This window comes from Frankia sp. CcI49 (genome assembly GCF_001983215.1).
In the GTDB taxonomy this organism is placed as follows: domain Bacteria; phylum Actinomycetota; class Actinomycetes; order Frankiales; family Frankiaceae; genus Parafrankia; species Parafrankia irregularis.
The window spans coordinates 204,677-228,026 of the sequence record NZ_MOWP01000009.1 but is presented as its reverse complement, the minus strand read 5'-3'; the positions used below and the strand labels follow the sequence as shown (position 1 = coordinate 228,026).

Annotated in this window: 25 protein-coding genes; 15 read left to right on the top strand and 10 right to left on the bottom strand. The window is 71.7% G+C overall.

Features of this window, described 5'->3' with window-relative positions; translation table 11 throughout:
- The first annotated feature begins 51 nt into the window (after positions 1 to 51).
- The 3 genes from mpaP to CcI49_RS09830 all read left to right on the top strand — a co-directional run bounded on the left by mpaP (position 52) and on the right by CcI49_RS09830 (position 3,917).
- Complete coding sequence (mpaP, locus tag CcI49_RS09840; RefSeq protein ID WP_054570836.1) at positions 52 to 1,917, top strand: daptide biosynthesis intramembrane metalloprotease; 1,866 nt, start codon at positions 52 to 54, stop codon at positions 1,915 to 1,917.
- A gap of 16 nt (positions 1,918 to 1,933) precedes the next feature.
- On the top strand, positions 1,934 to 3,154 hold the full coding sequence (locus CcI49_RS09835) for a glycosyltransferase (RefSeq protein ID WP_076825814.1): 1,221 nt from the start codon (positions 1,934 to 1,936) through the stop codon (positions 3,152 to 3,154).
- Between the two features lie 91 nt (positions 3,155 to 3,245).
- Complete coding sequence (locus CcI49_RS09830) at positions 3,246 to 3,917, top strand: GPP34 family phosphoprotein (protein ID WP_076825812.1); 672 nt, start codon at positions 3,246 to 3,248, stop codon at positions 3,915 to 3,917.
- Between the two features lie 12 nt (positions 3,918 to 3,929).
- Here the strand turns inward: CcI49_RS09830 and mdoC are convergent, their stop codons facing one another.
- The 6 genes from mdoC to CcI49_RS09805 all read right to left on the bottom strand — a co-directional run bounded on the left by mdoC (position 3,930) and on the right by CcI49_RS09805 (position 8,968).
- A complete protein-coding gene (mdoC, locus tag CcI49_RS09825) occupies positions 3,930 to 5,168 on the bottom strand; it encodes a glucans biosynthesis protein MdoC (RefSeq protein ID WP_054570833.1) in 1,239 nt (412 codons plus the stop codon).
- Between the two features lie 399 nt (positions 5,169 to 5,567).
- Positions 5,568 to 6,152 (bottom strand): DUF4231 domain-containing protein, encoded by a 585-nt coding sequence (locus tag CcI49_RS09820; RefSeq protein ID WP_076825809.1) that lies wholly within the window; start codon positions 6,150 to 6,152, stop codon positions 5,568 to 5,570.
- Between the two features lie 49 nt (positions 6,153 to 6,201).
- Positions 6,202 to 6,441, bottom strand: a complete 240-nt coding sequence (locus CcI49_RS40440; protein ID WP_158230737.1) for a hypothetical protein — start codon at positions 6,439 to 6,441, stop codon at positions 6,202 to 6,204.
- A gap of 104 nt (positions 6,442 to 6,545) precedes the next feature.
- Positions 6,546 to 7,265: a hypothetical protein gene (locus CcI49_RS09815; RefSeq protein ID WP_131831049.1), complete on the bottom strand. Its 720-nt coding sequence runs from the start codon at positions 7,263 to 7,265 to the stop codon at positions 6,546 to 6,548.
- A 25-nt stretch (positions 7,266 to 7,290) separates the two neighbouring features.
- Complete coding sequence (locus tag CcI49_RS09810) at positions 7,291 to 8,106, bottom strand: SDR family NAD(P)-dependent oxidoreductase (protein WP_076825807.1); 816 nt, start codon at positions 8,104 to 8,106, stop codon at positions 7,291 to 7,293.
- Between the two features lie 64 nt (positions 8,107 to 8,170).
- Positions 8,171 to 8,968 carry an enoyl-CoA hydratase/isomerase family protein gene (locus CcI49_RS09805; protein ID WP_054570829.1) on the bottom strand — a complete coding sequence of 266 codons (798 nt, stop codon included), beginning with the start codon at positions 8,966 to 8,968 and terminating at the stop codon, positions 8,171 to 8,173.
- Positions 8,969 to 9,171: 203 nt separating this feature from the next.
- Here CcI49_RS09805 and CcI49_RS09800 point away from each other — a divergent pair, with 203 nt between their 5' ends.
- Positions 9,172 to 9,519, top strand: a complete 348-nt coding sequence (locus CcI49_RS09800; RefSeq protein WP_076825805.1) for a glyoxalase — start codon at positions 9,172 to 9,174, stop codon at positions 9,517 to 9,519.
- 194 nt (positions 9,520 to 9,713) lie between these two features.
- On the top strand, positions 9,714 to 10,160 hold the full coding sequence (locus CcI49_RS09795) for a nuclear transport factor 2 family protein (RefSeq protein ID WP_076825803.1): 447 nt from the start codon (positions 9,714 to 9,716) through the stop codon (positions 10,158 to 10,160).
- A 120-nt stretch (positions 10,161 to 10,280) separates the two neighbouring features.
- Here CcI49_RS09795 and CcI49_RS09790 read toward each other — a convergent pair whose 3' ends face one another.
- From CcI49_RS09790 to CcI49_RS09775, 4 genes are read right to left on the bottom strand one after another with little or no spacing between them, the layout of a single operon-like run.
- Positions 10,281 to 11,123: an SRPBCC family protein gene (locus CcI49_RS09790; RefSeq protein WP_076825800.1), complete on the bottom strand. Its 843-nt coding sequence runs from the start codon at positions 11,121 to 11,123 to the stop codon at positions 10,281 to 10,283.
- Positions 11,120 to 11,623, bottom strand: a complete 504-nt coding sequence (locus tag CcI49_RS43185) for a (2Fe-2S)-binding protein (RefSeq protein WP_054570825.1) — start codon at positions 11,621 to 11,623, stop codon at positions 11,120 to 11,122. The genes CcI49_RS09790 and CcI49_RS43185 overlap by 4 nt, the downstream gene beginning before the upstream one ends.
- Positions 11,616 to 12,488 carry a xanthine dehydrogenase family protein subunit M gene (locus tag CcI49_RS43180; protein WP_054570824.1) on the bottom strand — a complete coding sequence of 291 codons (873 nt, stop codon included), beginning with the start codon at positions 12,486 to 12,488 and terminating at the stop codon, positions 11,616 to 11,618. The genes CcI49_RS43185 and CcI49_RS43180 overlap by 8 nt, the downstream gene beginning before the upstream one ends.
- Positions 12,485 to 14,863: a xanthine dehydrogenase family protein molybdopterin-binding subunit gene (locus CcI49_RS09775; RefSeq protein ID WP_076825798.1), complete on the bottom strand. Its 2,379-nt coding sequence runs from the start codon at positions 14,861 to 14,863 to the stop codon at positions 12,485 to 12,487. The genes CcI49_RS43180 and CcI49_RS09775 overlap by 4 nt, the downstream gene beginning before the upstream one ends.
- 296 nt (positions 14,864 to 15,159) lie before the next feature.
- On the opposite strand from CcI49_RS09775, the gene mftA reads away from it, so the two are divergent.
- The 10 genes from mftA (at position 15,160) to CcI49_RS09730 (ending at position 23,309) form a co-directional block, all read left to right on the top strand.
- On the top strand, positions 15,160 to 15,243 hold the full coding sequence (gene mftA / locus CcI49_RS44400) for a mycofactocin precursor MftA (protein ID WP_114476374.1): 84 nt from the start codon (positions 15,160 to 15,162) through the stop codon (positions 15,241 to 15,243).
- A 34-nt stretch (positions 15,244 to 15,277) separates the two neighbouring features.
- Positions 15,278 to 15,577, top strand: coding sequence for a mycofactocin biosynthesis chaperone MftB (mftB, locus tag CcI49_RS09765; RefSeq protein WP_054570995.1), 300 nt, complete (start codon positions 15,278 to 15,280; stop codon positions 15,575 to 15,577).
- Positions 15,578 to 15,612: 35 nt separating this feature from the next.
- Positions 15,613 to 16,833 (top strand): mycofactocin radical SAM maturase, encoded by a 1,221-nt coding sequence (gene mftC / locus CcI49_RS09760; RefSeq protein ID WP_054570994.1) that lies wholly within the window; start codon positions 15,613 to 15,615, stop codon positions 16,831 to 16,833.
- Positions 16,834 to 16,871: 38 nt separating this feature from the next.
- Positions 16,872 to 18,137, top strand: coding sequence for a pre-mycofactocin synthase MftD (mftD, locus tag CcI49_RS09755; RefSeq protein WP_076825795.1), 1,266 nt, complete (start codon positions 16,872 to 16,874; stop codon positions 18,135 to 18,137).
- Between the two features lie 2 nt (positions 18,138 to 18,139).
- Positions 18,140 to 19,000, top strand: coding sequence for a mycofactocin biosynthesis peptidyl-dipeptidase MftE (gene mftE, locus CcI49_RS09750; protein WP_347280112.1), 861 nt, complete (start codon positions 18,140 to 18,142; stop codon positions 18,998 to 19,000).
- Complete coding sequence (locus tag CcI49_RS09745) at positions 18,997 to 19,845, top strand: mycofactocin-coupled SDR family oxidoreductase (RefSeq protein WP_054570821.1); 849 nt, start codon at positions 18,997 to 18,999, stop codon at positions 19,843 to 19,845. Before mftE ends, CcI49_RS09745 begins: the two co-directional genes overlap by 4 nt.
- A complete protein-coding gene (mftF, locus tag CcI49_RS09740) occupies positions 19,842 to 21,332 on the top strand; it encodes a mycofactocin biosynthesis glycosyltransferase MftF (protein WP_083749406.1) in 1,491 nt (496 codons plus the stop codon). Before CcI49_RS09745 ends, mftF begins: the two co-directional genes overlap by 4 nt.
- Before the next feature lie 188 nt (positions 21,333 to 21,520).
- A complete protein-coding gene (locus CcI49_RS44115) occupies positions 21,521 to 21,643 on the top strand; it encodes a hypothetical protein (protein WP_255354819.1) in 123 nt (40 codons plus the stop codon).
- A gap of 136 nt (positions 21,644 to 21,779) precedes the next feature.
- Positions 21,780 to 22,370 (top strand): mycofactocin system transcriptional regulator, encoded by a 591-nt coding sequence (gene mftR, locus CcI49_RS09735; RefSeq protein ID WP_198955492.1) that lies wholly within the window; start codon positions 21,780 to 21,782, stop codon positions 22,368 to 22,370.
- A gap of 105 nt (positions 22,371 to 22,475) precedes the next feature.
- Positions 22,476 to 23,309, top strand: coding sequence for an SAM-dependent methyltransferase (locus CcI49_RS09730; protein ID WP_054570820.1), 834 nt, complete (start codon positions 22,476 to 22,478; stop codon positions 23,307 to 23,309).
- Positions 23,310 to 23,350: the final 41 nt, after the last annotated feature.

Sequence of the window (23,350 nt, the reverse complement as noted above, 5' to 3'; positions counted from 1 at the left end):
CCGCACGACCTCCTGGCTCTCCCCGCAAGACCGACAAGGGGACGAACGACCATGTCCGTTACGACCGCCACGTCCGTTACGACCACCACGCCTCCCACTCCCCCCACCACCGACCAGGAACCCGCGGCGCCGGCACCGGCACCGGCGTCGGCACCGGTGCCGGCGCCGAAGAGCACGCAGGTCGCCGTGGCCGACCCGGTGCCGCGGCTCCCGGTGCTGGCCGCCGAGGCGTGCCTGCATCCGCCGGTCGACGTCACGGACGTCTGGGTGGCGCAGATCGGGCCGCACCGCTACATCCGGGTCGGCGCCGACGCGGCGGCCCTGCTCTCCGCCCTGGACGGCGAGCGGGATGTCGACGGTCTCGTCGTGGTGCTCGGAGCGCCGTGGACCGCCGCGCTGGTGGAGCGGACCCTGCGGGCGTTCGTTCGGACCGGCCTGGTCGTGGACGCGGCCGACCTGGCGGCGGCCGAGGCGGCGGCCGCCGGTGCGGACGGCACGGACGGCGCGGGGCGGGAGCGACGCCGGCGTCGATGGCTGCCCCGACGGCCCCGGCTGCCGCGGCGGGTGAGCTACCAGCCGCCGCTGTCGATCCAGCTCACCCTCGTCGACCCGAGCCGGGTGCTGGGGCGGTTCCGCCCGGCGCTGCGCCGGCTGATGTCACCCGTCGCCCGGGGGATCTACCTCGCGATCACGGTCGCCGGGCTGGGAGCGCTGGCCTGGCAGGGCGGGTCGCTGACGCGGGTGGTCAGCCACCCGCTCGGGCTGGGCGAGTACGGCATCGTGCTCGGTGGCCTGCTGGTCGTCACGGGCATCCACGAGCTGGGGCACGCCGCCGTCCTGACGGCGCTCGGCGGACGGCCGCGCCGGCTCGGGGTGATGTTGTTCTATCTGACGCCTGCGTTCTTCTGCGACATCTCCGACGGCTGGCGGCTGCGCCACAACCGCTACCGGGTCGCCACCGCGCTGGCAGGTGTCGCCGTGCAGTGGGTGTGCGCCGGCGTGGCCGCGCTCGTCAGCCTGGCACTGCCCGCGGGCGACATCCACGACGCGGTCGTGGGCCTGGCCCTGGCCTGCTACGTCTACGGCGTCTTCAACCTCACCCCGTTCGTCAAGTTCGACGGATACATCGCGCTGATGTCGCATCTCGACATCCCGCACCTGCGGAAGAAGTCGATGGCCGACGCCCGGCGGGCCGCCGCGCGGTTCCTGTTCGGCGGGCGGTACCGCCGGGAGCTGCCCCGGCTGTGGTGGAGCTCGCTGTTCGGCTTCTGCTGCATCCTCTTCCCCGTCTACCTGGTCGGGCTGGCGGCCCAGTCGTGGCTGGGCGCGCTGGTGACGCTGGGCCCCGTCGGCGCGGCCGGCGGTCTCGCCCTGATCACCGCGGTGATCGTCCTGGGACTTCGCGCCGGGTGGAAGCTGCTCGTCGAGGCCAGGGAGAACGGGGCCGGGATCGCGCGGATCTCGGTGGTGTCGGTCCTGATCGTCACGCTCTGCGCGGCCGCCGCGCTGCTCGTCGAGGTGCCCCGCACCGTGCGCGCCGGCTACCTCGTCGCCGACGGCCGGGTGCTGCTGGTGCTGCCGGACGGAACCGACCCCGCCGCCACCGACGCCGGCCACCGGGTCGACCTGTTGCGGACGGGCCTGCTGGCCGGCAGCGTCATCGCGGGCGCCACCACCAGCGGCGTGGCGGTGGACACCGGCTCCCGGTTCGCCCCCATGGGCACCGCGATCCCGGTTCGCGGCGGGCCCGAGACCATCAGCGCGACCTTCCAGCAGCTGGACGGGGTGCGCCTCGAGCAGGGCACCGACCGGCTCCAGGACTCCGGTCTGGCCGACATCCATCTGGACCGGGTGAGCGTCGGTGGCTGGCTGATCGACACCTACGTCGCGCCCGCCGTTCGATCGATCATCGGCTGACCCGGGATCTGCCCCGATGCCCAGGCCCGCAGTGTCGGTGATCTGCCCGACCTAYAACCGGTCCAGCCGGATCCTGCCGACGCTGCGCTCGGTGCGGGCGCAGACCTACCCCGACTGGGAGCTCCTGGTCGTCTCGGACGGTTCCAGCGACGACACGGACGAGATCGTCACCGGATACGCAGCCGTGGATCCCCGGGTACGCCTGCTGCGGACGTCCCGCCAGGGCCACCCGGCACCGGTCCGGGAGATCGGGCTGACGCAGGCCCGGGGTGACGTCATCGCCTACCTGGACCACGACGACACCTGGCTGCCCGACCATCTGGCGGTCCTGGTCGACGCCCTGCACCACGGCAGCTCCGGCACCGGCTCGGGCGCCCGAGCCGGAGCCGGTGCCGGTGCCGGTGCCGATGTCGCGGCCACGGGTGCCGTCCGGGTCGGCCCGGACGGCACCCGCACCTCGGCCACCGGGCTGTTGGATCTGCTCTGGCACCCGGAGCTGCAGATCGTCTCGCCGTTCTTCGAGCCGTCCCGGGTGGCGCACCGGGCCGGCCTGACCGAGGCGGTGGGTGGCTGGCGCCAGCTGGACTGCGGCCTGGAGGACTGGGACCTCTGGCTACGCCTCGCCGACGCCGGAGCGCGCTTCGCCACCGTGGACGCCCGCACCGTCGTGCTCGAGGACGGCGGCCCCAGCCGACGTACCCGGGTGCCGCGGCGACATCACCACCCGCTGGGGCACTTTCCCGACCTCCGAAGCGCCGCCCGAGCCGTCGCGGCCCTGCGTGCGGCGGAGTCGGCCGCGGCGATCCGGGACAGCGCCCGCGCCGACCAGATCGCCTGGTACCGCGACCTCGCCGCGACCGGTGAGCTGCGCTGGCCGCTGCAGGCCGGACGAGGCCGGGCCGGACCAGGCCGGGCCGAGCGAGGCCAGGCCGGCGAGCCGGTCAGCCCCGCCGCGGTCACCGAGCTGGTCGAGCAGGCCCTCGGGCCGGTGGACCAGACCGCTCCGCCCTGGCCGGACCTGGTCGTCAGCAGGCAGCCGGCAGACCAGGGCGGCGGCGCGGTCATCGGCCTTCCGCTCTGGTGCGGCACGCCGGAGCATGCCGAGCGGGTGCGGGAGGTCCTACGGCACCGCCAGGAACGCCAGCTCGGCCTGGCCAGCCGGCTTCTCCGCGCCGCCGGAAACACCACCGCCGGAAAGTCCGGGCTCCTTACATCGTCCGACAAAAACCGGAGGTAACCGAGAAACAAAAGCAGGTGTATTTCAGCTGACATTCCGGGGGGAACGGCCTGCTTTGTCAGGACGGCAGGAAGCCGCGATGATGTCGGCCATGGACATCACCATGGCCGAGAAGTTCCTGCTCCTCGCGCTGGACGAGAGCGGGAAGGACGTCGCCGGTGTCGGAGTCGACGTGGGCCTTGCCGCGTCCCTCGTCGCCGACCTGCTGGAGGCCGGCAGCCTACGGTTCGACGACGAGACGCTGGCGTTGGGCGCCGGCACGTCGGAGGTGCCCGACAGCCCGCTGCTGCGCTCTGCACACGCCGCGGCCGTGAGCACGGGCGCCCCGGCCAAGCTGGATGACCTGCTCCCCGTCATCGCCACGGAGCTGTCCCCGCTGTGGGAGCAGGTGGCCCGTCAGCTCGTCGAACGCGGCGTCCTGACCGAGAAGAAGGAACGGGTCGCCCTGGTGTTCCAGGTGACCCTCCACCCCGTCAGCGAACCCGCGCCCGGGCAGGCCCTCCGGCAGCGGCTGCAGGCCGTGCTGGCCTCGCGGACCGCGCCGTCGCCGGCCGATTCCGCACTGCTGGCGATCGCGCACCCCTTCGGCCTGCTCGATCGCCTGGTCCCCGCCGAAGGCCAGGCCGACGCCGCGCGGCTGGCCACCGCGGCCGCTGACAGCACCGCTTTCACCCGCGCGCTGGAGGCGGCGGTGGCTGCCGCCCGGCAGACCCTTCTCGCGGCGCTGGCAGCTTCAGTCGCCGGTGGCGCCGCGGCCGGCTGAGCCGGGGCTCTGTCAGCGAGCCGAAGAAACACGCTCGATCTGGGCGGCTGGGCGACCCGCGGTGTCGGCCGGCCGCCCAGGCAGGTCGATCGACGTCACGGCGCCGCCCTGCGTCTCGCGCGCGCCAGCTGAGCCACGTATCGATCTCCCGTTGAGGATCCCGCGCAGCAACACGGAACGCCGCACGACGAAATGGTGGCAGGCGAAGGTGGCCGCGTACGTCGCCACGACGAGCACCGCCATCTGCGCGAACCCGAGACTCGGGTCCATTCCCAGCAGCCGCGCGAAGGCGAAGATCCAGAAGAAGTGCAGAAGATACACCGTGTAGGACGCATCCGAAAGGTACTGGAAGACGGGTCGCGGTCGGGACCCGAAACGGTTGGCCACGGCGAAGAGCGTGGCTATCACCGGCAGCGCGAACAACGTCTCGACCAGAGCACGGCCGGTGCCCGCCGACAGCACGCTCACCCACCGGCCCCAGGAGACCGCGAGAAGYAGCGCATACACCACAAGCACCACCGGCGCGGGTCGGCTGAAGAGCGGCAGCAGCCGGGCGCGGTCCAGGTGAAGCAGCACCCCGAGCAGGAAGAACGGCAGGAACTCCAGGACGCGGCGGAGCAGGTCGGCATGGAATCCCGAGCCGAGAACGGGCTCGAGGGCGCCGCTCCAGCAGGCCCGCCCGGCGGCCATGAGCGCCAGCACCGCCAACGTTATCGCCGTCATGGCGCGCAGCCGCCCCGCGGTGGCCAGCTGGTAGGCCCGGGTCGTGGTCGCCGCCCTCACCGCACGCACCGCGGCGGGGGTGAGCAGCACATACCCGACCAGCACCAACAGGAACCACAGATGCAGGTACCAGTTGAGCCGGCCGGCGAGCGCCTCCCCGGAACCGATACGCAGGAACTCGGCGAAGGACATCTCGTGACCGCTGTGGAAGACACTGCTCATCCACAGCGTCGGCGGGTTGAACACCAGCTGGGTGGCCAGCAGCGGGACCCCGACCGCGACGAGCCTGCGGCGCACGGCACGAGTCGCTCCGTATTTCGCGACAAGCATCGTGGAGAGAAATCCGGAGACCACGAAGAAGGTCTCCATCCGGAAAAGACCGGAGGCCCGGGCGATGAAGTCGAAAACCGGGTCGACCCCCAGGGTCGAGACGTGGACGAAGACGCCCACCAGCATGAGGACCCCACGCAGCGCGTCGAGATCGTGGTAGCGCTCACCTTCGACGGGCTTACCCACCGGCTCCGCCACAGGTATTTTCCTCTCACCGTCTCGCCCGGGACCGATGCCATTTCCGCGCAGCCAAGCACCCACGCACCGAAATCGCAGGCGCGGGTACCGGCGAAATGCTACGCATCAGCCGGCACCCGCCGCCGATGAGAAACAACACCGCGAGAAGAAGGTCGCCCGACCGTCAGGCCGAAAGACCGGAGAGATTCCAGGAAGGCAGTCCCGCGGCCCGCGGCCGCAGCTCGCACGGCGGAGCCAGGGCAGCGAGCGTACAACCACCTGGCAAACCGCGAAATGGAAGGATTTCGGTCGTCGGAACGACCAGAATCCTCCACTCTTGCGACTCGCCAACCAGGCCACCGCGCTCAGGTGCCCAGCCAGAATCCTCGGATCCTCGACCGGCGGCGGCCGGCGGTTCCGCTACGCGGCGGCCTGGGCGTCCCGGATCGCGCGAACCGTGGTGAGAAGCTCCTCCGTCGCCGTGTAGCAGGCACGCGGGCCCTGCTCGGGGTCGGCGGCCGGGACCCCGTCACTGACCGCCAGTTCCCAGCGCAGGAGCGCGTCGGAGAGCGCGTTCTCGGTCCGCCGCAGTCGGGACCCCACCTCGTCCCACCGGTAGAACTCGCGCAGCCCGGTGAGCACCGCCACGGAGACGCCAACGACGGACAGGGCCACGTCACGGTGGTCGAACCGCAAGCCTGCGAGCAGCGGCAGGCTGACCGCCAGCAACAGCGTGGCCAGCCCGCTGAGACGGTAGAGGAGCTGGTGCCGGCTCGCTCGCCGCCGATACCGGTCGCGCAGCGGACGGACCTCGGCGTCGACGATCCCGCGGCAGCTGGCAACGGCCTGCGCCCACGCCGCACCCGGCGGATCRGGAACCGGCGCAGGAGCCGGAACAGGAACGGGCGCCTCCGAGACCGGCGCTTCCGAAGCCGGCCCCTTCGATGCCGAAGCCGGCGCCTTCGATGCCGAAGTCGACGTATCCGAGGCCGGGCGCGCGCGCATGGGCCGATCCTCCCAAAGGGGCCATTCCCGACCGATCGGGAGCCCTTGTTCAGCCCGCGGATCGGGTTGCGGCCCGGGCCACGTGGGCGATGAAAGCGTCGAGACGTTCCCACAGCAGGCTGCGGGTCTCCGCGAAGTTGTGCATGTGCGCCATCCTGGGCACGACGAAACCCGCGAGATCGGTGGCCGCGACGAAGCCGGCGAGCTCCACGGTGAGCGGGCGGCAGACGTCCCGCTCACCGGTCGCGAGCAGAACAGGGACGTCGATGCACGCGATCTGGGCGCTCACCACCCCGGGCAGCATCGACTCGAAGCCGAATCCCGGGGCGGTGAGGCTGCCCCACGGTGGGGCGGTCCGCCGTGCGGGGAGGCCTCCTGCCAGGTCCGCGGCGATCAGGGAGGCCCGGTCCCACGGCGTGGCCGGCGGGTTGGCGCCCGGGCCACCGGCGGTGCCAGCGCTGTCAGGGCGTCAGGACTGTCCTGCCAGTGGAAGACCCAGGGCCAGTCGGTGTTCGCCAGCACAAGCAGGGCCGCGTCCGCGTCGGGCGTTCCCGCCGGGATCTCGACTTCGGGGGTGCCCGGGCGGACGGGCATGGTGGTGGCGGACATGCTGCTGCCGAGCATCGCCACCCCGTCGAAGGTGCGGTGGTCGGCCTGCATCGCGGCGAGCACGTGGCCGCCGAGCGACTGGCCGGCACCGATCACGGCGGAGACCTCCAGCGGCGGGACGCCCGGCGCGACGGTGCCGTCCCGCAGCCGGGCCAGCAGGTCGGTGACGACGGTGTGGTTCACGGCGGCAAGCGTCGCCAGGGTGGTGACCGCCGGCGGTGGAACGGTACTGTCACCGACCCCGAGATGGTCGATCGCCACGACGACGGTGCCCCGCCGACAATGGTGTTCCGCCTGGCTGAATCCGGCGGCCGGCAGGTCGAAATAGCGCCGGTTGTATCCGCCGCCGGGCAGCGCGACGAGAACGGGCTGCGGGCCTGCCGAAGCCGGCTCCCCCGCCGGCAGATGGACGCTTGCCGCGATCTGCCACGTTCCCTCCGGTGCGGGCACATCGACGGCCAGTTCGACCGGGCACAACGGCGGTAATGACCCTGATTCCTGCACTGGTTTCCCTACTGTCGCTGAGACGTCAGGCGATCTGCGTTCCGCCGTCCACGCAGAGCACCTGGCCGGTCACGAAGGCGGCGCCGTCGGAGGCGAGGTAGACGGCGGCGGCGCCGATCTCGGCGGGGTAGGCGGTCTGGCGGGTCAGCACGGTCCGGCGGCCGATCGAGTGGAACTCCTCGGCCCGGGTCGCGGCCAGCCGCGCGAAGACGCCCTGTGGATGCCAGCGGCTGCCGGCGCTGACCTCCTTCTGGAAATCCTGCGGAACCGTGCCGTAGGGCGCGACGGCGTTCACGGTGATGCCGTGCCGCCCGACCTCCTTGGCCAACACCTTTGTGAAGGTGTGTACCGCACCCTTCATCGCCGAATAGACGGCGAGCAGCGGGTCGCCGACTATTCCGGATGTCGACCCGATGTTGATGATCCGCCCACGGCCCTGTTCGATCATCCGGGGCAGGAGAGCATGGGAGCAGTTCAGTGTGCTGGTGAAGTTGAGCGCGATGTCGCGTTCCCAGGTGTCCGGGTCGGAGTCGACGAACGCGTCCATGCCGACGTTGCCGCCGACGTTGTTCACGAGGACGTCCACCGGGCCGAACCGGGCGTGCACGGCAGCGGCCATCGCCGCGACCTGGGCTCGGTCCGTGACGTCCGCGGCCTGCCACAGCACGCCCCGGGCCCCCTGGCCGGCCAGGTCCTCGCAGACCTGGCGGCCCTGCTTCTCGTCCCGGCCCACGATGACGACGTTGCAGCTCTCAGCGGCGAAGGCCAGCGCCACCGCCCGCCCGATGTTGGCGTTCCCGCCGGTGACGACCACCGTGCGCCCGCCCAGTCCGGTCTCCATCACAGGCCTCCGTGGCTCAGACAGCTGGCGTCATCCAGTTGGCGTCATCGCCGGACAGGTGGCGTCATCGCCGGCCGCCGCCGTTCGCGAACTCCGCCGGAATCCAGGCGGGCGCGCGCTTCTCCATGAAGGCGCGCATCCCCTCGCGCGGTTCCGGCGAGTTCTCCAGCGACCAGCTCATCGTCTGGTAGTCGATGAGACCGTAGCGCTCGTTGAGCATGCGCTTGACGTGCATCCGGGCCTCCGGAGCGGTCTGCAGGATCTCACCCGCGGCCTGCAGCGCGGCCTCACGCAACTGGTCGTGCGGGACGACCCGGCTGATGACACCCAGGCGCTGCGCCTCGGCCGCGTCGAAGCGGCGGGCGGACAGCAGCAGATCACGGGCCATGGCAAGCCCGACGTGCGCGGGCAGCACGGCGGCGTAGGTGGCGTCGGGGATACCGCGCAGCAGTTCGGGCACCCGGAAGACGGCGCGGTCACTGGCGACCGCGATGTCGGACATCATCGCGATCAGCAGGCCACCGGCCTGGCAGATGCCGTTGACCGCGGAGACGACGGGCGCCCGACTGTCCCGGACCGTGAGGAACGGCAGGATGTCCTCGCTCCTGAGGTCGGTGGGGTAGGAGTCTCCGGGCTCGGACCTGCCTCCGAGGTCACCTCCCGGCGCGAACACGTCGCCGGTGCCGGTGATGATCAGCGCGGACAGCTCGGGATCCGTGTTGACCAGGCGGACAGCCCGCTTGATGCCGTAGTACATGGCCGGGGTGAGCGCGTTCCGGGCCGCCGGCCGGTCGATGATGCACCAGCCGATGACGCCCTCCCGCTCGAAACGCAGGCCAGCCGCTCCCAGATCGTCCGCCATCCCAGCTCCTCCGCCTTGCCTATTCTCCGAATTCCGGTCATTGACATTTCGACCGGGCAGGACTAAGTGGTTCCGCCACTCGGATTCCTCCCGGATTCAGGCCGTCAGTGTGGGCCCGTCCTACCGGGTGGGAACTGTACGCCGACCGTAACGTCCGACGCCAGCCACTGGAACTCGGCCGCAGCTGATGCCAGCGTTGGGGCATGCCACGATTCCACCACGCCAACCTCGGCGTTCCGCCCGGTCTTGAGGACGCCGAAGGCGCGTTCCTCGTCGACATCCTCGGTTACCGCCGGATCGACGTGCCCGCCGACCTGGTCGGCGTCGCCCGCTGGTACGAGGCGGACGACGCCAGCCAGATCCATCTCAGTACCGACCCGGACCATCGGCCCGCAGCCAGGGCACACACCGCCGTGGAGATCGATACCGAGGTCGAGTCGCGGCTACGCGCTGCCGGCATCAGCTACCGGACCACCGGCCGAGACGGCCTGACCGTGCTGTTCTGCGCCGACCCGGCTGCCAACCGCTGGGAACTGCGGATTGCGAGTTGATTGCGCACATCCGGCCGTGGTAAGACAACTGACGTTCCGCCGTTAATACCGGCTTCCGCGTGCCGGTATTACCCGCATGCCCGCATCCGGTCTGCATTCGTACGCGCGATCCGCGGCGGGCTGTGCGAGCGTATGTTACTCATCGACCACGCCAGGCGCCACCCGTGAACGAAGATTTTCGAGGAAGGAACCGCATGGGCTTACAGGAGCTGGCCGACAAGATCGAAATTCACGAGGTGCTGGCCCGGTACGCGCGGGGCGTCGACACCAAGGACTGGGATCTGTGGCGGACGGTTTTCACCGAGGACGCATTCATTGATTACCGGGCAGCCAGCTCGTCGGACACCAGCTTCGGCTCACGCGACGAGATGGAGGCCTGGCTGACGAACGGCATCGGCATGATCCCGATGACGCAGCACTACATCACCAACATCGAGATCGAGCTCGCCGGCGACACCGCGAAGGTGCTGGCGATGTTCTTCAACCCCATGCGCCTGCCGGGGACGACCGGTCTGTCCTACTGCGGCGGCTTCTACAACCACGAGATGGTGCGCACCGACGAGGGCTGGAAGAGCCGGCGCCTGGTCGAGGAGAACGTCTGGTTCGAGGCCGCGCCCGGGGCAGCCCAGCTGCGCCAGTAACCCAGCTGCGCCAGTAGCCCAGCTGCGCCAGTAGCCCGGACAGCTGGAGCCGGTCGGCGGCCGGTTCCGCGGAACCGGCCGCCGAGAGCATCCGGGGCTGTCCTGGCTGCGTGCCTACGGTCAGCGCCTGGTGCCCGGGCCGGGCGGAAGGACCACGTTGACCACGATGGGGCGTGGCTTACGCCGCGCCAGGGCGACGACCAGCAGCAACGCCCCGGCCGGCGCCGCCGCGGAACGCGCGAGCGGGAGGTAGCGCGCGAGCGGCGCGAGACGGATGAGCAGCGGCGTGAGCTTGGTGAACAGCCCGGCTCCCGCCGTGGCCAGCAGGTCGAGAGGCTCGGCCATCGGCGCCTCCGATGCCGCAGATGCCTCCGATGCCGCGGATGCCGCCTGCGGCACGGCGGGTGGCGCCGCGGCCGGTTCCGCGGAACCGTTCGCCGCGGCCGGCGCGGGCGGCGCGGGCGGCGCGGCTGGCACGGCAGGTGTTTCGGCCGGCGCGGCCGGCGCTTCGGCGGGGGTCGCGGTCAGCTCGTTGGCGAGGTTCGTCGCGAACTTTCCGACCAGGGTTCCGGCGACCTCGGCGAGCACCCCGCGGCCGAACTGCGCGGGCTTTCCGGTGATGTCCAGGTCGGTCTCGACCTCGACGTTGGTGGACGAGTCACCGGAGTCCACCAGCCGGCAGGTGACCAGCGCCTTGGCGGTTCCGTTCCCGCGCAGCTCCCGGCCGCTGGCTTCGAGCACCGCGACCTTGGCGACCTCGTCCTGGGTGACGAACTTGATCGTGCCGTTGTAGGTCAGGCCGACCGGGCCCACCTTGACCTTGATCTTGCCCTGGTAGCTGTCGCCGTCCTTGGACGTGAGCACCGCACCGGGGACGCACGGCGTGATCCGTTCGACGTCCAGCAGCACCCGCCAGGCCTCGTCCGCCGGCACGGGAATGCTGAGCGTGTTCTCCAGTTTCATTCGGATTCCTTCGCAGAGCCGGCGCCTTCGGCCAGGGCTTCCGCCGCGGCCCGGACGGCGTTGATGATTCCCTGGTAACCGGTGCAGCGGCAGAGGTTCCCGGACAGCGCGTCCCGGATCTCGTCGTCGGTGGGCTTCGGGTTCTCCTCGAGGAAGGCCGTCACCGAGACGACGAACCCCGGTGTGCAGAACCCGCACTGGAGGCCGTGATGATCACGGAAGGCGGCCTGGACGACGGACAGCTCGCCGTCGGGCTCCGCCAGCCCCTCCACGGTCGTGATCTCGGCGCCGTCGGCCTGCACGGCGAAGATCAGACAGGCGCGGACGGCCTCACCGTCGAGGAGCACCGAGCAGGCCCCGCACACACCGTGCTCGCAGCCCAGATGCGTGCCGGTCAGCCCGCAGTTGACCCGCAGGAAGTCGGCGAGGATAAGCCGCGGCGGCACACTGGCCCGCCGCGCGATCCCGTTGACCCGTACCTGGATGTCGACGTCAGTCACCGACCGCCTCCTGTAAGGCCCGCTGCCAGGCCCGGGCCACCATGGCCGCGCCCACGCGCTTGCGATAGCTGGCCGACCCGTGCAGGTCGGTGGGAACCGAGTCGAGGCCGGCCATGGCGGTCCGCCCGATCTCGTCGGCGTCGCTGTCGGCGGGTGACGTGCCGAGCAGCTCGGACTCCACCTCCGTCGCCCGGCGGGCGCACGGGCCCAGGCCGAACAGGGAGATGGCGCACCGGTCGATCCGCCCGTCCGAGCCGACACCGACGGCGACGCAGGCACCGGCCATCGCGAAGTCGCCGTGACGACGGGCGAACTCCTCGACGGCGAACCCGGCACGGCCCTGCCAGACCGGGAAGGTGATGCCGGTGAGCAGCTCGTCGTCCTCCAGCTCGGTGCTCCACGTGCCGGTGAAGAACTCGGCGGCGGGGATGGTGCGGCGCCCGCGGGGTGACAGTGCGTCGAGCTCGACGTCCAGCGCGAGCGCGACCGCCGGGTATTCGGCGGAGGCGTCGGCATGGGCGATGGAGCCGCCGATGGTTCCGCGGCTGCGGATCTGGAGGTGGCCGATCAGCGGGGTGGCCCGGGCGAGCAGCGGCACGTTGAGGCCGATCGACTCGGAGCGCCCGATGGTCGCCTGGGTGGTGCCGGCACCGATCCACACCGATCCGTCGCGCGTCTCGATGCCGCGCAGCTCGTCGACGCGGCGCAGGTCGACGAGGTTCTCGAAGACCGCCAGCCGCAGGGCCAGCATCGGCACCAGGCTCTGGCCGCCGGCGAGGGCCTTCGCGTCGTCCAGGTCGGCGAGCAGTTCGACGGCTTCCTCGGCGCTGGTCGGCGCGTGGTATTCGAACGTCGCCGGCTTCATCCCGCCACCGCCGTCCGCACCGCGCCGGCCGCGCCGCGCTGGGCCGCTTCCTCCAGCAGGTCGACGATCGTCGACGGGGTCAGCGGCAGCCGGGAGATGCGCACTCCGAACGGCGCGAGCGCGTCGGCGACCGCGTTGATCACCGCGGGTGGGGCCCCGATGGCGCCGCCCTCACCGACGCCCTTGTAGCCGCCGGGGCCGATGCTGGGTGTCTCGACGTGGCCGAGCTCGATCGTGGGCACCTCCGCCGCGGTCGGCAGCAGGTAGTCCATGAACGTGGTGGTGACGGGGTTGCCGGCGTCGTCGTAGGCGAGCTCCTCGTAGAGCGCGCCACCGATGCCCTGGACGGTGCCGCCGAAGATCTGGCCCTCCACGACGTTCGGGTTGATCATAGGCCCGCAGTCCTCACTGACGATGTAGCGCAGCAGCTTCACCTCGCCGGTGACGATGTCCACCTCGCAGGTGCACACGTGCGTCGCGTTGGCCCACAGCATGAGGTGCTGGGCCCGGAACCGTCCACTGACCTCCAGGCCGACGGACAGCTCCGCGGGCAGCGAGCCGGACTTGAAGTAGGCGGTCTCGGCGATCTCCGCCAGGGTCACCTGCTTCTCGGGGCTGCCCTTCACCGTGGCGACGCCGCGGGTGAACTCGACCTCGTCGACCGGGACGCCGCCGAGCAGGTGGGCGGCCAGGGCCAGGATCCGTCCGCGCAGCTCGGTGGCGGTCTGGTTGACCGCGCCGGCGGTCATCGGGCCGGAGCGGCTGCCGCCCGTGCCGCCGCCGAACGGGGTGACGGCGGTGTCGCCCTGGATGCTGCTGACGTCCGCGATGTCGACGCCGAGGGCGTCGGCGGTGAGCTGGATGACCGTGGTCTCCAGGCTGTTGCCGCACGAGCCGCCGGCCACGTACACGTTGACCTTGCCGGACGGCTCGACCCGGATCGTCGCGCCCTCGGTGCCGTACAGCGCGCTCGCGCCCGCGGTCGGCTCCACGTAGGTGCAGGTGCYGACGCCGAGGTAGCGCCCGGCGGCCCGCGCCTGCTCCTGCTCGCGGCGGAACGCGTCGTAGTCGAGGATCTCCAGGGCCTGCTCGAACGTCTCCAGCGGCGTGATGTCGCTGTAGGGCATGCCGTTGCAGTTCGCGGTCGGCAGCTCGTCGCGGCGCAGCATGTTCTTGCGGCGCAGCTCGACGGGGTCGATGCCGATCTGGCGGGCGGCGACGTCGAGGAGGCACTCACGGGCCACTGACTCGAACTGCCACGGGCCGCGGTAGGCGACCCGCCCGCTGGTGTTGGAGAAGGCGAACCGGGAGTTGAACGTCCCCTCGGGTATGCGGTACGGCCCGGGGAAGATCAGCCCGACCGCGATGCCGCTGCCCACCGGGTTCGGTGACGGGTAGGCGCCGGCGTCCTGCACGTGGTCGATGGTGGCGGCGAGGATGCGGCCGTCGTCGTCGAAGGCCATCCGCGCCTCGCCGTGCTCGTGGCGGGCCTGGCCGGCGGCGAGCAGGTGCTCCTGCCTGTCCTCGATCCACTTCAGCGCGGCGGGCACCTTCGTCGCCGCGATCATCATGCACATGTCCTCGCGCAGCGGCAGCACCTTCTGCCCGAAGCCGCCGCCGGTGTCGCGCATGACGACCCGCACCGAGTGCTCGGGGATCGCGAGCAGACGGGCGCAGAAGCCGCGCACCTCGTGCGGGGACTGCGTCGCCGTCCAGATCGTCATCGTCCCGTCGGACGGCGACCATTCGGTGACGATGCCGCGGGTCTCCATCGGCATCGCGCAGTAGGCCTGCTGGTGGTACGTCTCGCTGACCACGTGCGGGGCGTTGTCGAAGGTGGGCGCGAGGTCGGCCATCGGCCGGCCACCGATCTGGCCGACGAGGTTTCCGGGGTACGCCTCGTGGACCAGCTCGGACGAATCGAACGCGGTGGCGTAGTCGACCACCGGCGGCAGCTGGTCGTAGTCGACGATCACCAGCTCGGCGGCGTCCTCGGCGATGTAGCGGTCCTGCGCGATGATCATCGCCACCGGGTCACCGACGTGGCGCACCTCGCCCTCGGCCAGCGGCGGGCGGGGGGTGTCCGGCGCGTGGCGGCCTTCCAGGCTGAACCACTGCTCGTGGACGTGGGGGTTGATGTCGGCGGCGGTGAGGACCGCGTGCACGCCGTCGAGGGCGAGTGCCTCGGAGATGTCGATGCCGGTGATCCGGGCCCGGGCGACCGGGCTGCGCACGAAGTTGACGTGCAGCATGCCGGGACGCACCACGTCGTCGACGAAGGTGCCCCGCCCGGTGAGAAGCCGTGCGTCCTCGACCCGTTTCACCCGCCTGCCGGCGTAGCGGTCGGAGTCCGTCGCCTGCTGGGAGCCATTCATCGGCTCTCCCGACGGCTCGGGGGCGCGGCCCTGTCGGCGAGCAGCGCCAGCAGGGCGGGCAGGGCGGACAGGACGGGTAACGGCGGTAACAACCCGGGCGGTGGCCTCATGGGGCTTTATTTTAGCCACAGGTGCCATTAATGTGACCGCACACCACCGAGCGCGCCGGCTGCCGGCCGGTACGTGACCGCCGGTACCTGACACGAGGAGGCACCATGCGCAGGCCCAGCACCCAGGTCGAGGCTGAGCAGGTCGGCACCACCGGCCCCRCCGCCCCCACCGGCCCCGCCGCGCAGATCCACCACGGCACCGAGGCACCGCTGGTCGAGGACACCCTGATCGAGGAGGTCTCGATCGACGGGATGTGCGGTGTCTACTGACACCCTCACGGACCGCACCCTCAAGGACCGCGCCATCGAGGATCAGACCCTCGACGCGGCCTGGGAGCTGTCCCGGTCCGTTGCGCTGCGCCCCGAGTCGTTCGGGGCGCTCGCGTACCACTTCGGCAACCGCCGTCTGATCTTCCTGAAGCGCAGGGAGCTGGTCGAGGTGGTGCGAGGCCTGGGCGACGCGCCCGACGCCCGCACCGCCCTGCGCCGAGCCGGTGTCCCCGCCGAGCAGTGGCCGTCGTTCGCGGCCGCGCTGCGCGGGCTGGCCAACGCCGACGTGATCCGTCCCCGTGAGCCACGTGAGCCAGAGGGAGAAGCCAGTTGACCATCCTGACCGAGCCCGCCGACACCGAGCGGGCGATGCCGCTGGTGGCGCGGTTCGAACGTGGCCTGGCCGCACCGATCTGCCTGACCTGGGAACTGACGTACGCCTGCAACCTGTCCTGCGTGCACTGCCTGTCGGCGTCCGGCCGGCGTGACCCGCGGGAGCTCAGCACCGAGCAGTGCGAGTCGATCATCGACGAGCTGCAGGCGATGCAGGTCTTCTACGTCAACGTCGGCGGCGGCGAGCCGACCGTGCGCCCCGACTTCTGGCATCTGCTCGAATACGCCGTCAACCACCAGGTCGGGGTGAAGTTCTCCACCAACGGCGTGCGGATCGACGCCGCTCGGGCCCGCTACCTGGCCTCGACCGACTACGTGGATGTCCAGGTCTCCCTCGACGGCGCCACCGCGGCGGTGAACGACCAGGTCCGCGGCGAGGGCTCGTTCGCGATGGCGCTGCGGGCGCTGGACAACCTGACCACCGCCGGTTTCCGGGACGCGAAGATCTCGGTTGTCGTCACCCGGCACAACGTGAACCAGCTCGACGAGTTCAAGCGCATCGCGGACGACCACGGCGCGACCCTGCGGCTCACCCGGCTGCGCCCGTCGGGGCGCGGCGCGGACGTGTGGGACGAGCTCCATCCCACCCACGACCAGCAGCGTGACCTCTACGAATGGCTGGTGCGGGCCGGCGAGAAGGTGCTCACCGGCGACTCCTTCTTCCACCTCGCCGGCTTCGGCGAGAAGCTGCCCGGGCTGAACCTGTGCGGGGCGGGGCGAGTGGTCTGCCTCATCGACCCGGTCGGCGACGTCTACGCCTGCCCGTTCACGATCCACGAGACGTTCCGTGCCGGGAACATCGTCACCGACGGCGGTTTCGCCCAGGTGTGGCGAACCAGTGAGCTGTTCGGCCGGCTGCGCGAACCGCAGGGCGGCGGGGCGTGTTCGGCGTGCCAGCACTACGACGTGTGCCGCGGCGGCTGCATGGCGGCGAAGTTCTTCACCGGCCTGCCCCTGGACGGGCCGGACCCCGAATGCGTCCAGGGCTACGGGCAGGCCGCGCTGGCCGACCCGCAGCGGACCGTCCCGGCGCTGAGCCTCGACCACTCGCACCGGCGGGAACCCGCCGGACGGCGCGAGCCGGTACTGCTCCAGCTCGGCACCCGGCCGGACGCGGCCACCCTGGCGACTCCGGCGGCCCCGCCGGTCTCCGCGTGCGCCGAGAACCCGCTGGCGGGATTCACCCCGGCGCGCTGAAGCACCGGCGAAATATTGAAGCGGCAAGAAGGTGGAGCATGGGTAACACTTGGTTCGAATCAGTCGCCGAAGCGCAGCGGCGCGCGCAGCGCCGGCTCCCGAAATCGGTGTACAGCGCACTGCTGGCCGGTTCGGAAGCCGGTGTGACCTACCGCGACAACACCGGCGCGTTCGACGAGCTCGGTTTCGCCCCGCACGTGGCCGGGCTGAAGGAAAAGCGTGAGCTGGCGACGACCGTCCTCGGCAAGGAGATCTCGCTGCCGGTCATCATCTCCCCGACCGGTGTCCAGGCCGTCCACCCCGACGGGGAGGTCGCCGTCGCCCGGGCCGCCGCGGCCCGCGGCACCGCGATGGGCCTGAGCTCGTTCGCCAGCAAGCCGCTGTCGGAAGTCGTCGCCGCCAACCCGCGCACGTTCTTCCAGATCTACTGGATGGGCACCCGGGAGTCGATGGTCCGCCGGCTCGAACGCGCCCGAGAAGGCGGCGCGGTCGGCCTCATCGTGACCCTCGACTGGTCGTTCTCGCACAGCCGCGACTGGGGCAGCCCCTGGATCCCCGAACGGCTCGACCTGAAGACCATGGTGAAGATGGCGCCGCAGGGCCTGTCCCGGCCGGCCTGGCTGGCGAGCTACCTGCGCACCGGCAAGCTCCCCGACCTGTCCGTGCCGAACCTGGCCGAACCCGGCCAGCCGGTGCCCACCTTCTTCGGCGCCTACGGCGAATGGATGCAGACACCCCCGCCGAGCTGGGACGACATCGCCTGGCTGCGCCAACAGTGGGACGGGCCGTTCATGCTCAAGGGCGTCAGCCGGGTGGACGACGCCCTGCGTGCCCGCGACGCCGGCGTCAGCGCGATCTCCGTCTCCAACCACGGCGGCAACAACCTCGACAGCACCCCGGCCCCGATCCGTGCCCTGCGCGCGGTCGTCGAGGCCGTCGGCGGCGACATCGAAGTGGTGATGGACAGCGGCATCCGCCGCGGCGGGGACGTCGTGAAGGCCCTGGCGCTCGGCGCACGGGCCGTCATGATCGGCCGCGCCTACCTGTGGGCCCTGGCCGCGAACGGGCAGGCCGGCGTGGAGAACGTCCTGGACGTGCTGCGCAACGGGATCGACTCGGCGCTGCTCGCGCTCGGCCACACGTCCATCCACGACCTGACCCCGGACGACGTCCTGATCCCCAGCGGCTTCTCCCGCACGCTCGGCGTCGTCGTACCCGCGCCGACGCCGTCGCCGGAGTCGGTGCCCGCGGCGGAGTCGGTGCCCGCGCCAGAGCCGGAGCCGGTGTCGGTGCCGGCGCAGTGACGGTGCCGTCGGGAGCGTCGGTGGCGCTGGCGGCGCGGGCATGGCCCGCCGTGCCGCCGGCGCCGCTGGTGCTGATCCCGGTGGGCTCCTGCGAACAGCACGGGCCGCACCTGCCGTTGACCACCGACACCACGATCGCGGTGGCGGTGGCCGAGGGTGCGGCCGAGCACCTGCGCCAGCGCCAGCACCAGCGCCTTGGCCGGCACGACGCCGCCGTGCCGGTGCTGGTCGCCCCGCCCGTCATCTACACGGCCAGCGGGGAGCACCAGGGGTTTCCGGGCACGATGTCCATCGGCACACAGGCGCTGCGGCTGCTGCTGGTCGAGCTGGTCCGCTCCATGCGGGACTGGAGCGGACGGATCGTGTTCGTCAACGCGCACGGCGGCAACCTGCGCGGACTCACCGAGGCCGTCACCCAGCTGCGCCACGAGGGCCACGACGTGGCCTGGCTCGCCAGCGGTGCCGGTCGCGACAGCGCCAGCCGCGGTAACGCCGGGCACGACAGACCTGGGCACGACAGCGCCGGGCACGACGACGTCGGCCGTGACGCGGCGACCGATTCACATGCCGGGTTCACCGAGACGTCCCTCATGCTGCACCTGGCGCCGGAACAGGTGCGGATKTGCCTGGCCCAGGCCGGCAACACCGCCCCGCTCGCCGAGCTGATGCCCGCCATCGTCGCCGGCGGGGTGGCGGCCGTCGCGCCGTCCGGCGTGCTCGGGGACCCGACCGCGGCCAGCGCCCGGGCCGGCGAGGAACTGCTGCGGGCAATCATCGAGAACGTGTCCGCCCTCATCGACCACGGCGAACCGGACCAGCACGGCCGGCTGCGTCCTCGGCTGACCGCGGAGCGTCAGCCGTGAGCGGCGACCGGCCCGACACCGGGCGGGTCGACTCCGGACCACCCGACGCCGGGCGGGTCGCGCTGGTCACCGGCGCCGGCCGCGGAATCGGCGCCGCGACCGTCCGGGCCCTGTGCCGGCGCGGCTACCGGCTCGTCGCGGTCGACAGCGGCGCCGGCGACACCGCCACGGACCTGCCCGGGGTCGACTACCCGCTGGCGAGCCGCGAGCAGCTGGCGGCGGTACGCGCCGAGCACCCCGACCAGATCCACACCGTGCTCGCCGACGTGCGTGACCGCGCCGCCCTCGACGCGGCGGCGGCCACGGCCGTCGAGCGTTTCGGCCGCCTCGACGCGGCGGTCGCCGCCGCCGCCGTGATGGTCGGCGGCCAGCCGCTGTGGGAGACCCCGGCCGCGCACGTGCAGACCCTGTGGGATGTCGACGTCCTGGGGGTGTGGAACACCGCCGCCGCCTGCGTGCCGCACATGCTGGCCGGGCCGGACCCGGGCGGTTGCCGTTTCACCGCCGTCGCCTCCGCCGCCGGCACCCGCGGGCTGTTCCACCTGGCCGGTTACAGCATGGCCAAGCACGCCGTCATCGGCCTCGTCCGCGGCCTCGCCGCCGACCTCGTCGGTACGGGCGTCACGGCGGTGGCGGTCTCACCCGGTTCGACCCGCACCGCGATGCTGGCCGCCACCGCGGCGCTGTACGACCTGGACGACGTCGAGTCCTTCGCCTCCGGGCAGCTCACCGGCCGGCTGATCGACCCCGGCGAGATCGCCGAGACCATCGCCTTCTGCTGCTCGGTCGCCGGCGGGGTGCTGACCGGCTCCGTCGTCAGCGCCGAAGGCGGTTTCCGCGGATGAGCACCGGCATCGGCATCGGCACCGGCAGCGGCGTCGGCAGCGGCGTCGGCCTGGATCCCGGTGTCGGGCTGGGGCTCGTCGTCGAGATCGGTGAGTGCGTCCGGGTCTCCGAGGGCGGGCGGGTGCTCGTCGGCGGTGCGCCGATGCGGCTGCTTCGGCTCAACGAACGCGCGGCGCGCTACCTGGACGGACGCCGGCTGCGGGTGGTCGACGCGACGTCCGCGCAGCTCGCCGACCGGCTGCTCGCCAGCGGCGTGGCGAACCCGGTGCTCGACGAGCTGCCACCGGCCGAGCTGTCCGCGGTCACGGTGGTCGTCCCGGTCCGCGACCGGCCCGGGCCACTCGACCTGCTGCTGTCCGGCCTCGCCGGCCGGCTTCGGATGATCGTCGTCGACGACTGCTCAGCTGACCCGTCGGCCATTGCCCGGGTCGCCGACCGGCATGGCGCGAAGCTCGTCGCCCTGCCAGCCAACCGCGGCCCGGCAACGGCCCGCAACGCCGGGCTCGCGCAGGTGACCACACCGCTGGTCGTCTTCATCGACTCGGATGTCGTCGTCGAGCCGGCGGCGCTCGCCCTGCTGGCCCGCCACTTCCACCAGCCCCGGGTCGCCGCCGTGGCACCGCGCATCCTCGGGCTGGCCGAGCCGGGCGGCACGAACTGGATCGGGCGCTACGAGGATGCCCGCTCCTCACTCGACATGGGCCCCGTGGCCGCCCTGGTGCATCCTCGCTCCGCGGTCGGCTGGGTGCCCGCGGCGTGCCTGATGGCCCGGGTCGCCGCGCTCGGCGCCGGTTTCACCTTCGCCGACGGCCAGCGGGTCGCCGAGGACGTCGACCTGGTCTGGCGGCTGGCCGCCGCCGGCTGGCAGGTGCGGCACGAGCCCGCCGTCACCGCCCGGCACGATCATCGTGCCGGTCTCACCGCCTGGCTGGGCCGCAAGGCGTTCTACGGCACCGGGGCGACCGTCCTCGCCAGCCGGCACGACGACGCGGTGGCACCGGCGGTCTTCGCGCCGTGGAGCGCGGGCGTCGCCGTCGCTCTGCTCGCCCAGCGACGATGGTCGCTGCCCGCCGCGGCGGGCATCCTCACCGCGCAGTCCGTGCGCCTCGCCCGCGCGGGGATCTCGCCTGGTGTCGCCCGCCACGGACTGGCCGCGAACGCGAGCCAGACCAGCGGCCTGCTGCTGCGCCACTGGTGGCCGTTGAGCCTGGCCGGCTGCCTGGTCTCCCGCCGCCTGCGCCGCGCCGTGCTGGCCGCCGCGGTCGTGGACGGGATGGTCGACTACCGCCGGTGCGCCCCACGGCTTGATCCGGCCAGGTTCCTGCTCGCCCGCCGCCTCGACGACCTCGCCTACGGCACCGGGCTTTGGGCCGGCGCGCTGCGCGGCCGGACCCTTCGACCGCTGCTCCCAGCCCGACCAGGCCAGCCAGCCCGACCAGGCCAGCCAGGCCGACCAGCGAAGCCCGGCCAGCCTGCCACGCGCTGAAGGCCTGGCCCCACCCATCCGCCCGGGTCGCGCGCACGATCGCGGTTCTCCGGTAGGGAAGAATCGGGTCATGCGCGCGGACCTCGCCCTGTTCCTGGGCACTCGGCAGGGCTCCGCCACGCCCGCTGGCACCCCACGGGCGCGCCGCGCTGGCGGCAGCGCCATCGCCGCGCTCGATCCTCGCGAGCGTGACCGCTGCCACCGAGCAAGACCTGCGGATTGTGGTCGCGGGAACAACCGAGATCCTCAGCTCCTCGAGTCTCGGCTTCGAGCCGCCGGCGCGGCTGGAGTTGCTGCTTGGCAAGATCTGACGATTTTGGCCGCGGGAACGACCAAAATCCTCAACTCCTCGAGTGGCGCGCTTCGGTGAGCACCCCGGACACCCCAGAAACCCCGGACACCCCAGAAACCCCGGACAGCCCAGGCACGCTGGACAGCCCAGGCGCGCTGGACGCCCCGGCCCGCCGGCCGAAAGGGCGCCCGCCCGTCACTGATCACGCCTCGATCGAGCGGGCCGCCTTCGCGGTGTTCACCGAGCACGGCTTCGATGCCACCACCCTGGACGCGATCGCCGCGGCGGCCGGGGTCGGGCGCCGGACGCTGCTGCGGTACTACCCGTCCAAGAACGACATCCCCTGGGGGCAGTTCGACGAGAGCCTGGTCGGGCTGCAGAAGACCCTCGCCGCCATGCCGACGGACATTCCCGTCCACGAGGCGGTGCACCGGGCGGTGCTCGCGTTCAACCATGTCGACGCGGCGGCCGTGGCCCAGCACCGGCAACGGATGACCCTGCTGCTGAGAACTCCGACGCTGATGGCCCATTCGGCGCTGAAGTACCGGCAGTGGCGCCGGGTCATCGCCTCCTATGCCGCCGAACGCCACGGGCTGACGGCTGAGGACCTGTTGCCGCGCACGGTCGGCCATGTGGCCCTGGCAATCGCGGTCTCCGCCTATGAGCAGTGGCTGGACGACGAGCAGCGCACGATTGAGGAGATCCTCGACGAGGCACTGGGCGCGCTGCGGACCTACCTCGGGTAGTCCGGGTGGGTCGAGGCGACATCCAGGGCGATACGCTCCGGAATGCACATTCGCCGGCGTCGTCGAGGTCGCCGGATTCGACGAGACAGCTGGCGAGGCGGGCTGATGGGCTGGAACTTCAAATCAGCGGTGTCCGAGAGCGACGGCGGTGACCCCGGCGCCGATCTTCGGACGGACCGGCCGACCCCGGCCCGCATGTACGACTTCTTCCTCGGGGGCAAGGACAACTTCGAGGTCGACCGGACGGCCGCCGCCGCCGTCGACAGCGCCCTGGGCAAGACGATGACGTTCGACATCGTCTGGGAGAACCGCCGTTTCCTGCAGCGGGCGACCCGCTGGCTCGCGAACGCCGGTATAGACCAGTTCCTCGACATCGGGACCGGCCTGCCGACGCAGGGGAACGTGCATGAGATCGCCCAGCAGGTGAACCCGGATGCCCGGGTGGTCTATGTGGACAACGACCCGATCGTCCTGGCGCACGGTCGCGCGCTGCTCGCGACGAACAAGACGACAACAATTATCACCGCGGACGCACGCGAGCCCCGGTCGATCCTCGACCATCCGGACGCGGGCGCCCTCATCGATTTCTCCCGGCCCGTCGCCGTTCTCTCGGTGGCCCTGTTCCACTTCATCCAGGACGGCGAGCGGCCCCGTGAGCTGCTCGCCGAGTTCATGAGCGCGGTTCCCGCCGGATCCTTCCTGACACTTTCGCACCTGACGACGGACGGGCCGCCGGCCGAGGGCGTGGCCCGGACGGAGGCAGCCTACGAGAACGCGACGTCGCCAATAATCTTCCGGCCGCGAGCCGCCATTGAGGGTTTCTTCTCCGGCCTCGACCTGGTCGAACCCGGAATTGTCCGGCCGTGGCAGTGGAACCCTGGGGACGACGACAGCCCGCGCACCGACTGGCTGTTCGCAGGTGTGGCCCGCAAACCCTGAAAGCGCTCGTCTGCCCTGTGCCGGCGCAACGGCTTCCCGCT